Below are 16,651 nucleotides of genomic sequence, written 5' to 3' on the forward strand. Positions count from 1 at the left end.
TTCCAGAGAAGGTTTTGCCTACGGCTGTCGTCAGTTTTTTCTCGTGGTGAAGACATGGTCAAGATCCATCGCAATATACGGCGCTGTAGCGGTGTGGGCGTCGTTCTGATTCTGGCGAGCGCGGCAGTTTTGATGCCGCCGTTGGCCTTGGCTGCGCCCGATCTTCTGGACATGCCAGCCATGCAGTCAGCCAGTGCCGCCACAGCGACCATGATGGCCACTGCTCATGCGGGTAACCGCGTGGTGTTGGCGGGAGAGCGCGGCATCATCCTGTATTCAGATGATGGCGCGCACGTATGGCATCAGAGTGCAGTGCCGGTTTCGGTCACGCTGACGGCGCTGTACTTCGTCAACCCCTCCAGCGGCTGGGCGGTGGGTCATGATGGCGTGATCCTTCACAGCACCGATGGCGGTGAGACCTGGGTCAAGCAGGCCGACGGCAATCGACTGAACGCATTGCTACGGATCGACGCCGAAGCACGGCTGGAGCGTGTCAAGACGGCGCTGCAGGGGGCACCTGATGATCCAGCGCTGCAAAGCGAGATCGAGCAAGCGCAGTTCGGGCTCGATGATGTCAATGCGGGTGCCCAGTTCGGGCCCTCCCGTCCGTTGCTCGGTGTCTGGTTCACCAGCGATATCACAGGATACGTGGTGGGATCGAACGGTCAGATATTTGCCACCGCCGACGGTGGAGTCCACTGGACATCCCAGTCGCAGCGGCTCAACAACCCTGACGCGCTGCACTACAACTCGATCGGCGGTGACAGATCCGGGCAGCAAGTCATCGCGGGAGAGGCGGGCAAGGTATACATCAGCGCTGCGGACGGCAGTTGGACAACACTCGATGTTGGCTACAACGGTGCGCTCTATGGCGTGTTGCAATTGCGTCAGGACAACCACGACGTTCTGCTGGCCTATGGCTTCGGCGGGCATGTTTTTCGCTCGATTGATCAGGGTGTCTCCTGGGTGCAGGTAGGAGCTAACGCCAAGGCACCCACTCTGGTGGCCGGCATGGTGCGTGATAACGGCGAGATCGTTCTGTTAGGTCAGGACGCCAGCTTGTTGCGCAGCGTCGATGGTGGTCAGCATTTTCAGATGACCGAGGCCAGTCCCGGCTTGCGGGTTGCTTCGCTGGTTGAGCTACCCGATGGAGCGGTGCTGACCGCTGGTATTGCGGGCGCGCATCCGATCGCACTAGACGCCAAATGAATCCGGAGACCGACCCCATGAGCGCAAAACAAGACAATCTAACCGCCGCTCCGGTGAAGCCGGGTTTTTTGGAGACCCGCATAGAACCGCTACTGTTTAACCATCGCATCGCGGTGGTCCTGCTGTTCTTGATGATATCGGTGTTTCTCGCCCATCAGGCCGGCAAGCTTGGGCTCGATGTCAGCCTGCAGAAAATGGTGCCCGGACATCATCCGTATATCGTCAACTACCAGCAGTATGAAAACGAATTGCGTCCGCTGGGCAATGTGGTGCGTATTGCACTTGAAGCACGGCAGGGCAACATCTACGACAAGGACTATCTCGAAACACTGAAGAACGTCACGGACGAGGTGTTCTTCATTCCGGGCGTTGATCGTGGGAACTTGAAATCACTTTGGACCCCCAACGTCTTGTGGCAGGAGGTCACCGAAGACGGTTTTGCCGTCGGCCGCATCATCCCGGATGGCTTCGACGGCTCAGCCAAAACCTTGGCCCAAGTGCAGCTCAACGTTCAGCGTTCCGGGCGTATCGGGAGTCTGGTGGCATCCGATCAGAAGTCCTCGGTGGTGCTGGTGCCTTTGCTTGAGCGCGACCCGCTGACCGGCGAAAAACTCGATTACGGTCAATTCTCCCAGCGTTTGGAAACACTGGTACGCGACAAGTACGACAGCGATCGATACGCCATTCATATCACCGGCTTTGCCAAAATTGCCGGTGACCTGATTGAGGGCGCGCACGATATCCTCGAATTCTTTGCGATTACTTTTGTCCTGACGGCGCTGCTGCTTCTGGCGTATTCGCGTTGCTGGCGAAGTACCGCCGTCACATTGTTGTGTTGCTCTCTCGCGGTGCTGTGGCAGTTGGGTATTGTCAACTTGCTGGGCTTTGGGCTTAACCCGTATTCGATCCTGGTGCCGTTCCTGACGTTCGCCATCGGCGTCAGCCATGCCGTGCAAAATATCAACACCATGAGTGCCGACTGCGCTGCCGGTTACAGCCCCATGCAGGCAGCACGACGAACCTTTCGTATGCTTTTCATTCCGGGGTCGATTGCACTGCTGTGCGACGCCGTCGGTTTCTCGACCATGATGCTGATCGATATCGACATGATCCGCGAGTTGGCTATCAGCGCGAGTGTGGGTGTGGCGGTGATCATTTTCACCAAAATGTTCTTGCTGCCGGTGCTGATGTCCTGGTGCGGGGTAGCACCCGCTGCCTTGCGCTATCAGACCCGTAAGGCTAACAGCGAGCATCGCCTGGCACGTTGGTTATCGCATGCCGCCGAACCGAAGCCGGCGCTGATCGGCTTGTTGCTCTCGGCAATGCTGTTCGGCGGCGCCTGGTATTTGAAGCAGGATCTGAAGATCGGTGATCTGGATCGTGGTGCGCCAGAACTGCGCCCGGACAGTCGTTACAACCAGGACAATGACTTTCTCGCCCACCATTACGCCAGCAGCCCGGACGTGTTCGTGGTGATGGTCAAGACCCAGGCAGGAGAGTGCGGTTCGTACCCGGTCAGCAGCGCGATCGAGCGTTTGAAGTGGACGATGGAGGGGGTGCCAGGAGTGGAGTCGACCCACTCCCTGGTGGACGAACTGAAGAAGTTCTCCGCGGGTTCGAACGGTGGCGACTTGCGCTGGTATGCCATCACTCGCAATCGCTACATCGCAAATGCGGCGTTCAAAACAATTCCCAGCGAGCTTTACAACAGCGACTGCTCAATGGTGCCGGTCATGGTGTATCTGAACGATCACAAGGCCGAAACCCTATCCAAGGTGGTCGATGCGGCGCAGACGTTCGCGAAGGCGAACAACGATGAGCACGCTACCTTTTTGCTGGCCGCCGGTAACGCCGGTATCGAGGCCGCCACCAACATGGTGATCAAGCAATCCGAGCCGAGGATTCTGCTGCTGGTATACGGCATCGTCGCGCTATTGGTGTGGTGGGAGTTTGCATCCTGGCGAGTGGCGATCAGCATCATGATTCCGCTTTACATCACCTCGGTGATTTGTGAGGCGCTCATGGCCCAACTGGGCATGGGGGTGAAAGTCGCCACATTGCCCGTCATCGCGCTGGGAGTCGGTATCGGGGTCGATTACGGCATCTATATCTACAACCGAATCGAACATTTCATGAAGCGCGGTTTGAGCTTCAAGCATGCGTACTACGAAACCCTGAGAACCACCGGCGCTGCCGTCACCCTCACCGGAATTACACTGGCGTTGGGGGTCTCCACCTGGATGTTTTCATCAATCAAGTTTCAAGGCGACATGGGACTACTGCTGCTGTTCATGTTCCTTTGGAACATGGTTGGCGCCTTGTTGATGATGCCGGCGCTCGCTTGTCTGCTCTTGCCTGCGCGGCAAAAGGAGGGGGCGCAAGAGGTGCAGGTGGTGCTGGAGAAGGCATGAAAAGGCGCGCCTCGTAGTCCGAGGTTTCGCTTGACACCAGCCAAACAACAATTATCATTGTCGTACGTACGACAGCGATCGTTGTACTTTATATCCTGGTGTGCCGCGTGCAGCTCAACCGAGCAGCTCAAGCCGCCCCTGTCATGTAGCTGAAGGTATTTATGACTGATCAAATCTCTAGTCCGTTGACTTTGCCTTGTGGCGTCGTTTTGGCAAACCGACTGTGCAAAGCGGCCATGAGCGAAGGCCTGGCCGACCACAAAAATGATGCCACTGCGCGCCACGTCAATCTTTACCGGCGTTGGGCCGCGTCCGGTGCAGGTTTGCTGCTGTCCGGGAACGTGCAGGTGGACCGTCAGCACCTGGAGCGCCCGGGGAACATCGTGCTTGATGCCGATACTGATATGACCGCTTTACGGGCGATGGCTGCTGCCGGAACTGCTGGTGGCTCCGATTTCTGGTTGCAGTTGAGCCATACCGGGCGCCAGGTACTCCAGATGATAAATCCCGAACCCCTGGCGCCTTCGCCGGTAGCGATTCAGGTTCCACCGGGGCTGGGTCTGGAGTTTGGGTTGGCACGTGCCATGACCGAGGAAGAGATCGACACCGTTATCGATCAATTCGCTTTCGCTGCATCTCAGGCACGGGCTGCGGGGTTCACTGGCGTGCAACTGCATGCTGCTCATGGCTACCTGCTGTCTCAGTTCCTCAGCCCGCTGTCCAACCAGCGCACAGATCGTTGGGGTGGACCGCTGGAGAATCGTGCGCGCCTATTGCTTGAGGTCATCGCTGCAGTGCGAGCTGAGGTTGGCGACGACTTCCCGATTGGCATCAAGCTGAACTCTTCTGACTTCCAGAAGGGCGGCTTCACCAATGCCGAATGCGTTGCACTGGTTGGGTTGCTCAACCAAACCAGTCTGGATCTGCTGGAGCTATCGGGTGGTTCGATGGAGCAGCCGAAAGTGGTAGGGCTGGCAGTCAAGGATGAGGGTGAAGATGCGCCGCGCGCGAGCACGATTCAACGCGAAGCTTATTTTGTCGAGTTTGCCGGTGCGGTACGCAAGGTGGCGAACATGCCGGTGATGGTGACGGGTAACTTCCGTAGCGTTGAAGGCATGCTTTCAGCTTTCGATCGCGGTGATGTCGACATGGTCGGCCTGGGCCGCCCATTGATCTCGGATCCGTTTACTCCGGCACGGTTGCTGGCTGGCGAATGGATCACTGCTCTGACCCCCGAAGTAGCTATTAACCCATTTCACTTGTTGCCATGGTTCAACGTACAGATCGAGCGTTTGGCCGACGGTCTCGAGCCGGATCTGACGTTGGCGGGTGAGGCAGCGGTCGCTGAATTCATCGCTATCGAAGAGCGCGCAATGCGCCAGTTGCTTGAGCATCGTGCAGTTTTCAAGTCCTGATCCCCATTTCGTTTTCTCATCGAGGAACTCGGTATGAAGATATTTGTTACAGGGGCGTCTGGTTACATAGGCGGAGCCGTTGCTCATTGCTTGCTTCAATGGGGTCACAGCATAACGGGCCTGACACGCACCGAGGCCACTGCACAGTTGCTGCGTCAGCGTGGTATCGAACCGATCATTGGTACGCTGGATGACGCAGCGGTATTGACCAGGGCTGCTCAGGAGGCTGACGCAGTGATACATGCTGCCAGTGCCGATCACGAGCCGTCCGTTCATACCCTGATCGCAGCACTTGAACGCAGCGGTAAGCTACTTATCCACACAAGTGGCTCCGCCATCGTGGCCGACGATGCGTGTGGTGAATATGCCAGTGAGAAAGTTTACAGCGACGATGACTACTTTGAACCGGTCCCGTTTCGTCGTCAGCGTGTCGAGATGAATCGACACGTGCGCCAGGCCGCGATCGACAAAGGTGTCCGCGCTGTCGTGATCTGTCCGTCAATGATCTATGGCGTAGGTGCCGGACTCAAGCAAGAGAGTGAACAGATTCCGCAAATGACAGCCATTTCGGCACAGGTGGGCGCGGGTATTTATGTGGGTAAGGGACTGAACCGCTACTCGAACGTCCACATCGACGATCTGGTTGACCTGTATCTGCTGGTCCTGGAGAAGGCCCCCGGAGGCTCGTTTTATTTTGCCGAAAACGGTCATGCTTCGTTTCTTGAAATCGCCCGATTGATCAGCGATTCACTGGGGTTGGGCGGTAAAACCCAGAGCCTGGATGTGGACGATGTCACGCGCAATTTCGGTGAGGCTGCGCGTTATGGAGCGGCATCCAACAGTCGCGTGAGTGCAGTCAACGCACGCCGGTTAGGCTGGTCACCCAGTCGTCCGTCGCTGGTTGAAGACTTCCTCAACGGCGCCTGAACACAGCGCTTGATGGCGTTACATGTCCCTGTAACGCCATCAGTGAGGAACTCAGAAACGAGAGGCTTGTAGCAAGTGCAGCATGTTGTCCGCTGCGCTGTGGGCTCTACTGCTTATTTCCTCATCGTTTGGTTGATGGGTACCGAAGAGGGCATTGTCGAGCAGGTCGACGCGCAGTAATGCCAGAAATGTCCGTGATGCTTCTTCGATATCCTTGATTTTCCATTGCTCCAATGGGGCCCAGTGCCGGAGGTAGTCTGCGAAAAGTGCAGTGCGACGGTCAGTCACTTCCGCTCGGTATCGTTGGCCTAATTCGGGAAACCGGTGAGCATCGCGCGTGACCACCCGATAGAGCGCTAGTTGCTGGGCACCGAGAACGTCGGTGAGGTAGTCGATGCCGGCCAGGGGAAGGGCTTGTTTGGGCTCTTTGGAGAACCAAGGGCGTTCGAGATGCTGTGGTGCTTCCTCGCCAGTGTCGCTCATGCCATTTGTATTGCACGCGGCATGCATGACTGCGCTGAACAAATCGTCCTTGTTTTCAAAGTGTCGGTAGACGGTTTTGATCGAAACTCCAGCAGCCTCGGCGATGCGGCCCATGGACGACTCGGCGTAGCCCTTGTCCAGAAACGCCTGTTGTGCGGCGGTCACGATAAGGGCGCGTTTACGCTCCATCAACGACGCTTTGGGGTTGTCCGCGCTCCACTGTTTCATTTTATTCCTACGGTCAGCTGCCATGGTGTGCAAATGAACATGATAGTACATCGATCATTGTCGCACGGCCATTCAGTGTACCTATAAAAGCAACCTGGAGGCATCATGCACGTCAAGAAACTCGCTCATTATTCGATTCGCTCGTTGGATCTGGAAAAGTCCTGCCATTTCTACGAAAGGGTGCTCGGCTTCGCGCGCGGTTACCGTCCCCCATTCGATTTTCCCGGAGCCTGGCTGTACATGGGGGGGGATGAAGCCGATTTTGGCACAGTTCACATTATTGGCATTGACCCCTCCAATCCAGAGGGCCTGAAACAATATTTGGGCGACAAAGACATGCTGCTGACAGGCACTGGCACGGTTGACCATATCGCTTTTCTGGTGACAGGATTGGTCGAATTCTGGAACCTCCTCAAGGCTGAAGGAATTGCCTGGCGCGATCGTACGGTTCCTGGTCTCGGACTGCATCAGGTCTTCATTGAGGATCCGTCTGGCGTAATCATTGAGCTGAACTTCCCGGCTACCGAGGCGCAAGCGGCAAGATCTGTCTAGACCCATATTGGCGAATCCGCAGGCGGTGGCCGACTTGACTAAAAGGCGTGAACAGGCGCGCCTGTTCCCTGTGTCCTCTTTGTGGAAGACTCAATCGAGGATGAAAATGCTACCGGGATTGAATATCAGAGCTAGCGCTTGAAGGGCATTGGTCAACACTTTCAAATGCGCGATTTTGGCTGTCAGGACGGCTAGTTGCTGAGTGGGATATAGCGAATTGGCAGTCCAGCAGATCAGCGATACCCATATGTCATGAGCACAGTCGGTAGTGACCTTGAAAAGCCAATTCGGCAAGCCCCTTGCGGATCACCTCACACTGGCAATCCCGCATGTCGGCGGAGGAATTCAACCTCAATGTTTAGCGTGTTGTCGTAGTCTATCCCGCCCTTGTAGACGTCATAGTGGCCGCCGCGACTGCGATGGAGTTCCGCTCGGGAGGCTCGTTCAGCGACGCGCAGCGCAGGGCCGACCGGCGCCATCGTGTCGTGTTCGGCGACGATGAGCAGAATGGGGCAGCGAATGGCCGCAGCCTGTCGTACCGGTCGGTGTGTGGATATGCTGAGGAGCGAACGGGCGGCGAGGCGATTCTTCCATACTGTCGAGTTTTTAGGCTGGATAAGCGATTTTCCGTAGAGGGCATCTTCGGTGGCTGATATGCCAAACTTCCCTGGCGCTACGCTGATGGGCAGATAACGTGGGGATAGTCCAAAGACCGAGCCAATGCCGTCCAGAAGCGCCGCTCCCATCAGCTGGAGCGATTGCACAAGCGGAACCATCGCTGCGCCAGCAAGGCCGTCGACGAGGGGGCATTGGGCAATCGCTCCAGCAAGCCGGGTATCTGACGCGGCGAGCGATACGATGTGCATGCCGGCGAACGATGTGCCCCACGCAAAGATCCGATTCTTGTCGATACGGGGATTCGCGGCCGCCCAGCCAATGACGGTGCCGTAGTCCTCGCGCTGACGCGGGACGGAGAGTACGTCGCGAGGCTGTCCGCTAGAGCCGCCCCATTGCCTGTAATCGAATACGATCGCAACGAAGCCTTCACGGCAGAACCGATTTGCGAACGGCGCGAGCCCACCCGATTTTACGGCGCCTAGCCCATGAGCCAGTACGACTGCAGGGTGCGGGCCATCTCCATCTGGCTGATAAATCCAGGCTTCTAACTCATCGCCAGAAGCCGTGGGAATACGTACGGTAGTGCGTAAAGGTGTGATGTCGTTACCCGTATGGAGCATGATGAATCATCCTCTTTGTTCAGATCGCAAGATGTGGCTTAGCCATATCCAGACGCTGTTTCTTATTTCCTGTCGCGAGAACGCCGCCAGCGGAAAATCTTCTGCGAGGCGGCGTGGCAGGACTTTTTAGCGGCGATCACGCACGGACCAGTTCACGCGCCACCCGGCTTTCGCGTGAAACGGCACGCAGAAAGGCCCTCAAGAAGTTCATCTTCGGATCGGGTGCCAAACCATCTCCCATGCGAAGTTGTTGTTCGTTGTACCAGGACATTGTTCCAAACCCGTTGATCGCCTTGATAATTGGGATGGAAGACCGGGGGCCGAGAAGGCCAGGCCCCAGGCGCAGGTGGCGTTCCCAGGATTGAAAGGCTGACAACTTGCCGCTTAGCAGTGCCGCGGGTGCGCCTGGATATACGCAAAGCGGTCGGCCAATGCCGATCAGATCGACACCGTCGTGGGTAATCGCATCAGCCATGCCCGAAGCGGTGCGGAAACCGCCGGTTACCATCAACTTTGCACGTTTGACATGGCGGCGGATTTCCGGAGCGAAGCGGGCAAAAAAAGCTTCGCGTTCGCGTGTCGATTTGCTGATGGTGGGATCGAAAGCCGGTTCAAGCCCTTCGATATTGGCCATCTTAGGTTGCTCATAGGTGCCGCCCGAAATTTCGATGAGGTCGACGCCTGCTTCATCAAGCCAGCCGGCGACGGTTTGGCTGTCTTCGAAACTAAAGCCTCCTCGCTGGAAATCAGCAGAGTTCAGCTTCACTGCAATGGGGTAGTCAGGCCCGACTTTTTCGCGAATGGCAGCGACTGAAGCCAGAAGGAAGCGCGCTCGTCCAGGCAGATCGCCGCCCCACGCATCGTTCCGTTGATTCGTACGCGGCGACAGGAACTGTGAGATCAGGTACCCGTGTGCGGCGTGCAACTGGACGCCGTCAAAACCGGTCTCGCGCGCGATACCCGCAGCGAAGGCAAACCGCTCGATCAGGTCAAGTATCTCCGCATGTGTCAGGGCGACCGGCGTTCCGAACTTGTTGCCTGGGAGGGTGACTTGAATGCCCGAGGGAGCTTTTGGTGTGGGGTTGATGGATTTCTGGGTCTGGCGGCCAGCATGCGAGAGCTGCATCCATATGTGTCCACCGTTGATCTTGGCGGCACTAGACCAAGCCTTTAACGCGCTCAATTGTGCTGGTGACTGTGGGCCTTGGATGACCACGTTTCCACCATGCTCCAGGTGGAAGCGATCGATCTGGACATTACCGGTCAGCATCATGCCGGGACCTTCCTGAGCGAAGGTGCGGTACAAGGTTTGGTGCTTTACCGTCGCTTGGTTGCTTGAGTCGGCGAGCAGCTCCGACATCGCACCTTTGGCTAAACGGTTTGGGAGCGTGACGCCGCAGGGCAGCGTCAGCGGAGTATTCAAAACAGTTGCAGCATCAGGTGTCGCATCGGCGGCAGTCCGGACGGGTTCAATAGGCATGGGACATAAACTCCGCATTGTTGGGGGGCCAATGTCGGTGGCTACCCGTTCAGGTGCTGGCGAGGTCGTCTCGCGAAGCTGGACGCACATTAGATACCAGTTGGTATGTGAAGTATAGATGGTATCTTGCTGCATTGCATGTGACCTTGTTAGGTCGGCTGCGGAGGAGCTAGACACTTAATCCGGGCTCCCCTAGGATCAATCCAGCTTCTAAGTCGTTTTCCAATCGCAAGAGGTATCTTTGAGACCTATCCGTTTATCTCGTCCCCAGCAGCAGGCGATTACCCGCGAGCGATTGCTTGTGGCCGCCCAAGAGGTATTTTCCCGGCTGGGATATGGGGGGGCTTCGGTTGATTTGATAGCCGCTGAGGCGGGCTATTCCAAGGGCGCGATCTATTCCAACTTTCCGAACAAGGAAGCGATTCTTTTGGAGCTGTTGCGCCTCAACATGGAGCGCGACATGGCCGAGCTTGAGAAAATACTCAGTCTCAAACCAGAAGAAATGCACGGAGCTGTGAGCGATTGGCTCAATACTGTGTTTGCTGACAGCGACTGCCCGCTCCTGGCGACCGAGCTGCAATTACATGCGCGCAGGAGTCCAGAATTCGCAGTGCAATACTCTGTATATCAGGAGCAGCAGACCCAAGCACTAGCCCGCATATTGCAGGCCTATTTCGACGCATTGTCAGTTGCTTTGCCGATCGACGCACTCACTCTTGCGTCAACAATGACGGCGCTGGCCCATGGTTTGACGCTCCAGCAACCTGCTGGTATCGCCGACGCGCCGAACGCGCCCGGCAGAGTTATAGATGCACTTCTTGGTGTTTTGACGCAGCGATAAGGCCAAAGCGTCGAACCTGTTTCTTGTTACCTGAACAGTTGCAGGATGTAATCGCGCACATAGACCATGTTCGGGCTTTTGAGTGCACGTTTATTCCATACCAGGTACAGCACGTTACTCGGGGCCTCGTCCGGCAGTGTCGGAGAAATCAGGCGGCCTGCGCTGATGGCCTCAGCGCACTGGTAATCCGGCAGCACCGTCCAACCGTGCCCGGCGAGCACCATGTCCATGATGATGCGCAAATCCGGAATGGTCAGCGCAGCTTGCAATTGCGGGGCGACTTGAAACATCGATGTCCACCAAGGGCGTACCAGGGGCAGGTCCTCGTCATAAGCGATCAGCGGTTCTCGCGCCAATTGCTCGCTGCCGGGCCGGCGCCCCAATCGCTCCCGCAGACTCGGCGCAAACACCAGCAACATGCGTTCAGTGAGTAAGTGCGCATAGCCCTGGGATTGCTCGTCCGGTATCGAGGCGGTGATTGCAAAGTCGATCGTGTTGGAACTCAACAGCTCATAGATGCGCTTCTTGTTGCCGGTATGGAAACGCAGGACAAACCCATCCTCTATCAGCGGCGCCAGGTGCGGCGCCAGTTGTGAGTGAATGAAGTCCGAAGGCCCCACCAAATGGACAGTTCCACCTTTGACCAGACCGGGCCGCAAGGAGGCGATTTTGCTTTCGAGGCCATCGAGGTACGGTGCGACCGAGCGTGCCAGTTCATCGGCGGCGTCCGTGGGTTCTACGCCACGAGGCAATCTTTGGAACAATGGCTTACCGACCAGGGCTTCGAGCGCTTGCACGTGCATCGAGGCGGCGGGTTGGGTGATACCCAAATGTTCCGCCGCCCTCGTAATGGACTTCGAGCGATAGATTTCAAGGAAGGTGCGCAGGTGGGTAAGGTGGCTCATGAGTCGATGGCATCTGGGAAGCAGTACTCATTTGTAGCATGACGAGCGCCGAGTGCACTCGCCAGCTTTTGTACAGGTTTGTCATGGGACAGTATAAGCTTCTCCTCCAGTTGTTCAGTTCGAGGAGGTGTTGACCGAACGATAGCTGCTCGTGTTAACACCCATGATCTGTATCAGCACCAGCAGAAGACCGAGCAATGCCACTGCCGCGCCGGCCAGGCCGACATAGGCGATGCCGATATGACTGATCGTCATGCCGCCCAGCACCGAACCCAGGGCGATACCGGAGTTGAAACCCGCGATGTTCAAACCGGCCGCCACCCCTTGGGCGTGTGGTGCATGCTGCTCGGCGATGCCGATCAGTCGGGCTTGCAGCGCAGGAACTGCGGCGAACGTGAACATACCCAGCAGCGCGACCAACACACCCATCGCAATGGCAGAACCGGACATGACCCACATCCCCGACACCACCAGCACGATCCCGGTAATCAGCAGGGCACTGGAGCGGTCCACCCCCAGGCTATCAGTGAGTTTGCCGCCGAGAACGTTACCGATCGCAGCCATCACGCCGTATACGAGCATGAAAATTCCGACCGTACTGGCGCTGGTGCCGGTCACCTGAGTCAATACGGGGGCAATGTAGGTGTAGGCGGCAAAAGAGCCGGCATAACCGAGCACTGTGACCAGTGCACCGAGCAAAAGCTTGCCGTTGAGCAGCGCCGACAGGTTCTGCCGTGCAGAGTTTTTGTTCGCCGCCGGAGTCGGCAGCGGATCACGCATGCCAAGCAGCAGACCGAAGAAACCGATGGCGCCAAACACGGCGATCGCAGCCAGCACCAGGCGCCAGGACACGATGCCGCCCAGGTACGTGCTGATTGGCACGCCGATCGCCATAGCCAAAGTGAAGCCACCAAACACCACGGCTACCGCGCTGCCTGCACGGTTCGGTCCTGCCAGGCGAGCCGCAGTACTTGATGCCACGGCGAGAAACAGTCCGTGGCCCATTCCGGCGAGAAACCGGGCAGCCAGCATCAATGTCAGGGTGCCGGCGAAAGCCGCTACCAGGCTGCCGACCGTGAAAACCAGCGCCGTGGCCAACATCACGCTTTTTCTGGACCAGTTCGCGGTCAGTGCTGTGAGGATCGGTGCTGCAACAGTCGCGCCGAGGGCATAAGCGGTAATGGTTGCACCGGTCTGCCCGATATCGACATTCAGGCTTTGCGCCATGACGTCGGTTAAACCTATCGGTACAAACTCCGCAAGGCCCAGCGCAAAAGCGCTTAGGGTGAAAATGTAGATGACGAATGGCATGTTTTAACTCCGCAGAAAGTGAGAACTGCCGCGGAGTGTGGGAGGCGTTAATAAATCAATAAAATCATCATTATTTGCCTTAGCCATAAATATATTTATGTGTCTTGGCGGAGTAACGGCCCCTGAGTGATTCACAGAAGTCTAATTTTCACGGCCAACTTAGCTAACGCACATGCCCGCTGTTGGCCGGTTGCTGCCTCTTGCGAAGGTCTGCAATCGACCCAGGCTGTGTGAAAACGTTTTAGAGCAAGTTTGACAGTCGAATTCGGGGCGAAAATCCCGTTTTTACGTAAATTACAGGTCTGCTGACCAACCAAACGCTGGCAGATTTTACGTAGCAACGCAGACTTCAAAACGGTGCATGCGTTTTCTCACAGCCTGGACCCGAAGCGGTCAATCGGCTAGCGAAATAGCGGACATTCAGGCTTGAGCCGTGGGCCGCTGGCGTTCTACTTCGTTAGCTATTGTGTAAAAGTCGAGCCGCATGAAATCTTGTCTCAATTCACCATGCGGACCTCGGCACTGTGAAGATCATTACGAGCATATCCGAGACTGGAAGTATGCCAGCGAACAACATGGGTACGGGAGGTATGCATGCACTCCAGGCGGTTCATGGCGATTTCGACGATGGTGCTTCTCTGTGGATGCGCCAGCTTTGAACAGACTGACGTGCAGGTCTACAGACGCCTTAGCGGCGAAAAGCTCGAGCCGTGGTTATCAGTGCAGGACGCTGCATTGTTGCACTGGCCTTACGCGTGGGCGGCTGTGGCTGCCTATCAGGACTCCGATGACCCCAAGCGCAAGCCGTTGGATACCACAGCCGAATGCCCTGAACCGCACGACTTCTTAGCGGGCCAAGGTTGGACGCACTGGGACAAACTTCCGTTGCTGCGAAAAAAGGAAGACGAGACAGAACCGGCTGCTGACCAGATGCGCCGCGCGCACCTTCGTGCCGAGGTGTGGTCAAGCCCCCAGCACCACAAGGTCATTGTTGCCTTTGGAGGTACGGCGGCCTCTAGCCTTGATGACTGGAAATCTAACCTCCACTGGTTCTTGGCACCATTTCATCCGCACGACGAGTACGAAGTATTGACCGATGTTTTCGTACCCGAATTTGTAAAGGAATATAAGAGGAAGAGCGAAGAGCCGGGCGGCGAATGGCTCAAAACCGCGCAGGTGGTTGCTACTGGACACTCCCTAGGGGGCGGTTTGGCCCAAAGATTTGCGTACTCGCTGAACCGAGATTCAGGTGTTCCCGGCGTAAGCGAAGTGTACGCGTTCGATCCGTCTCCTGTGTCGGGTAAGCGTAGCGTCCCAGGCTTCGAGAAGCAGGCCGATGGACTGACCATCTACCGCATTTACAACCGGGGAGAAATTCTCGCGAGTGTCCGGTCTATCTTGCAGTTCTCCAACACAAGCAATTCCGGAGAGCAGGGGCAAACTTGGATCGACATTCGATATAAGGACAATTGGACGTGGAGAACATTGCTCCCGTCCGGTTCTGTACACGCGCACGGAATGTATGACCTAGCATGTTTTATGAAGCGGCATCTCCCCCCATTGGCGCTGACGACAGACGCGCCAGCGCCATAGGCTCCTCCCGAAAATGACCTCTTACATTCGAAAAAAGTCGCAAGACGATCGTCTCGATTCTAGCCTCTCAATAGAAGAGCGCTTAGGAGTACACGTCTCGCTGCACCTGCGGAGAGCGACCGCGCAGTTTTTGGTTTGCTCGCCAACTCGCTTGTTTGTCCGCTTTTCGATACAAGTCTGACTGACCATTTCTGGCCGATTTCTGCCGGTCATGACGGGCCGGAATCGACCTGAAGAAATCGCTCGGAGATGTCTACGAAGCTATGAGGACTCAGCACTAAAGAATCCTACTTATGAAGGCGGCAAGGATTCAGTGGCGGTGTAGGCTGGAAAAGACATCATCGACTCGATCGGCGGATGCTCGTAGGTTGAGGACAGCACGGCACTGAGTCGATCGCCCAACAGGTTCCAAGCGCGTTTCTTTTCTTCCGCATAGTCGTGATGCAGGTAGTGGCGTCTCACCCGAGAACCGGCCAGCACATGGTTTTGGCAGCGGTCGATGAGGTCCAGGCTGACCCCCAAGGCTTGCATCATGGTCGCGCCTGTACGGCGTAGGTCATGCGGTGTCCAGTCACCGTTTTGGCCGTCGGCAAGGACCAGGGTATCGTCGTGACGCCGTCTGGAGAGGGCTTTACGGTTTTTGAACCGGGCCTGGCGGTCACCCACCTGCTTGCTCACCACTTTCACGTCCACATGCCCATCATCCTGCTTGTTCGGAAAGCACCATGGGGAATGTCCCGTCAGAGTCTTCAGCTCTTGAAAGAAATGCAGTGCGAAGGGGGAGAGGAAGATATGGTGATCCTGTTTTTTGCCCCGGGTGCCTTTGACGTTTTCACTGGGGAGGAACCACGTCTGCCGGTCCAGATCGACATTTTTCCATTCGGCCTGGAGCAACTCGCCAATCCGGCACAGTGTGCCCAGGCTGATCCATAGCGCGAGTTGAGTCTCCTTCTTTAATGGACGAATACCCTCGTACTTTTGACCGGCGGGGAGGGCGTTGTAATCGGCGGTCATTTGCTGGAAGCGGTTATGCAGTTCCAATAGCTCAGCCGGCGAAAGGATGCGGCTTCGTTCTGCTTCGTAGTCGGCAGGGATCAATGGGGTGATGTCGACCAGTTCAGTCGGATCGCCCTCGACCAATAAGGCCCGCCAGGGTTGGCGTTTTCTGGCCCAGCTGAACATCTGGGTGAGGTCGGCGAAGAAACTGATGGCTTGCCGGTGAGCGCCGCGGCTGACGACTGCCCGGATCAATGCCCGAACATCGTGCTCGGAAACATTACGGACTGACGTCTTGCCAAGTGCCGGAAAAAGGTCCTTGTTAAAACGGCGCTGCAGTTCGGCATTGCCGTCTTTTCGTGCAACACCATCCAACAGCCAGGCCTTGGTCAGATCCTGGACAGTCAGTGTTTGCACCTTCGTCGTCTTTACTTGTTCGGCTGCTGCCTTTTCCGCGGCATGCGCCTGTGCCTTGGCGGTTTTCTTGTGCTCATTGGGATTGATCTGCTCATCGATGAGCGCTCGGGCCTGGTTGCGTGCCTTGCGGATGTCCGTCAGGGATTTGCGCGGCCAGGAGCCACAGGCGTAATCTTTGCTCTGGTTTCCCCACCGATAACGGTAGAAAAAGCTGACCGACACGCCGTCCTTACGGACAGAGACGTGACCAGCCAGATTGCCATCCTCCCTGAGGAACCGGCCGGCATCATTGGCGGTGAGCGACTCGAGTTCTTTGATGGTGATTTTGGCCATGAAATGGATTCCCCCTACTTTTCCCCCCACAAAAACGTCGGCTCTTGATGGGCGTTACTGGACTCTCGTAGAGCAGAACACCGCTGGAGCTCAAGTAAATACTAGCTTAGAAAAATCTAGAGTGAAATTTTGGAAGCTTTCAAGAAGTATGAAAAAGGAGATGGGGTGCTAGGGGTCGAGTGTTCGAATCACTCCGTCCCGACCATATAATTCAAGGGGTTGCGAGATTTTATCTCGCGACCCTTTTTTATTTTTGGACGTTTTTACCCCCACAAAACGACTGGCTCTAGGTAGAAACTTCACGATATCCAT

General features: G+C 56.6%; 13 protein-coding genes. 7 read left to right on the forward strand and 6 right to left on the reverse strand.

Annotated elements, in window-relative coordinates; genetic code table 11:
• Positions 1–54 precede the first annotated feature (54 nt).
• From AC3IUE_RS11730 to AC3IUE_RS11745, 4 genes are all read left to right on the forward strand, one after another.
• Positions 55–1,209 carry a WD40/YVTN/BNR-like repeat-containing protein gene (locus AC3IUE_RS11730; protein ID WP_489267525.1) on the forward strand — a complete coding sequence of 385 codons (1,155 nt, stop codon included), beginning with the start codon at positions 55–57 and terminating at the stop codon, positions 1,207–1,209.
• Between the two features lie 17 nt (positions 1,210–1,226).
• Positions 1,227–3,620, forward strand: a complete 2,394-nt coding sequence (locus tag AC3IUE_RS11735; protein WP_489267527.1) for an efflux RND transporter permease subunit — start codon at positions 1,227–1,229, stop codon at positions 3,618–3,620.
• 161 nt (positions 3,621–3,781) lie between these two features.
• Positions 3,782–5,035 carry an NADH:flavin oxidoreductase/NADH oxidase family protein gene (locus AC3IUE_RS11740; RefSeq protein WP_489267529.1) on the forward strand — a complete coding sequence of 418 codons (1,254 nt, stop codon included), beginning with the start codon at positions 3,782–3,784 and terminating at the stop codon, positions 5,033–5,035.
• A gap of 33 nt (positions 5,036–5,068) precedes the next feature.
• Positions 5,069–5,962, forward strand: coding sequence for an NAD-dependent epimerase/dehydratase family protein (locus AC3IUE_RS11745; protein WP_489267531.1), 894 nt, complete (start codon positions 5,069–5,071; stop codon positions 5,960–5,962).
• A gap of 51 nt (positions 5,963–6,013) precedes the next feature.
• Here the strand turns inward: AC3IUE_RS11745 and AC3IUE_RS11750 are convergent, their stop codons facing one another.
• A complete protein-coding gene (locus AC3IUE_RS11750; protein ID WP_489267533.1) occupies positions 6,014–6,673 on the reverse strand; it encodes a TetR/AcrR family transcriptional regulator in 660 nt (219 codons plus the stop codon).
• Between the two features lie 105 nt (positions 6,674–6,778).
• Between AC3IUE_RS11750 and AC3IUE_RS11755 the strand changes: the two genes are divergently transcribed.
• Positions 6,779–7,225, forward strand: coding sequence for a VOC family protein (locus AC3IUE_RS11755; RefSeq protein WP_489267535.1), 447 nt, complete (start codon positions 6,779–6,781; stop codon positions 7,223–7,225).
• A gap of 311 nt (positions 7,226–7,536) precedes the next feature.
• Here the strand turns inward: AC3IUE_RS11755 and AC3IUE_RS11760 are convergent, their stop codons facing one another.
• Complete coding sequence (locus tag AC3IUE_RS11760) at positions 7,537–8,463, reverse strand: alpha/beta hydrolase (RefSeq protein WP_489267537.1); 927 nt, start codon at positions 8,461–8,463, stop codon at positions 7,537–7,539.
• Positions 8,464–8,599: 136 nt separating this feature from the next.
• The gene (locus tag AC3IUE_RS11765) at positions 8,600–9,943 is read right to left on the reverse strand and encodes an NADH:flavin oxidoreductase/NADH oxidase family protein (RefSeq protein WP_489267539.1); all 1,344 of its coding nucleotides are present in this window, start codon (positions 9,941–9,943) and stop codon (positions 8,600–8,602) included.
• Between the two features lie 241 nt (positions 9,944–10,184).
• Between AC3IUE_RS11765 and AC3IUE_RS11770 the strand changes: the two genes are divergently transcribed.
• Positions 10,185–10,784 carry a TetR/AcrR family transcriptional regulator gene (locus tag AC3IUE_RS11770; RefSeq protein ID WP_489267541.1) on the forward strand — a complete coding sequence of 200 codons (600 nt, stop codon included), beginning with the start codon at positions 10,185–10,187 and terminating at the stop codon, positions 10,782–10,784.
• 26 nt (positions 10,785–10,810) lie between these two features.
• Here AC3IUE_RS11770 and AC3IUE_RS11775 read toward each other — a convergent pair whose 3' ends face one another.
• Complete coding sequence (locus tag AC3IUE_RS11775; protein WP_489267543.1) at positions 10,811–11,689, reverse strand: LysR family transcriptional regulator; 879 nt, start codon at positions 11,687–11,689, stop codon at positions 10,811–10,813.
• 114 nt (positions 11,690–11,803) lie between these two features.
• Positions 11,804–13,000 (reverse strand): MFS transporter, encoded by a 1,197-nt coding sequence (locus AC3IUE_RS11780; protein WP_489267545.1) that lies wholly within the window; start codon positions 12,998–13,000, stop codon positions 11,804–11,806.
• A gap of 612 nt (positions 13,001–13,612) precedes the next feature.
• On the opposite strand from AC3IUE_RS11780, the gene AC3IUE_RS11785 reads away from it, so the two are divergent.
• Complete coding sequence (locus tag AC3IUE_RS11785; RefSeq protein WP_489267547.1) at positions 13,613–14,593, forward strand: Tle-like phospholipase domain-containing protein; 981 nt, start codon at positions 13,613–13,615, stop codon at positions 14,591–14,593.
• Between the two features lie 291 nt (positions 14,594–14,884).
• Here the strand turns inward: AC3IUE_RS11785 and AC3IUE_RS11790 are convergent, their stop codons facing one another.
• A complete protein-coding gene (locus AC3IUE_RS11790; protein WP_489267549.1) occupies positions 14,885–16,339 on the reverse strand; it encodes a tyrosine-type recombinase/integrase in 1,455 nt (484 codons plus the stop codon).
• Between the last annotated feature and the right edge of the window lie 312 nt (positions 16,340–16,651).

This window comes from Pseudomonas sp. GL_093, from assembly GCF_057837605.1.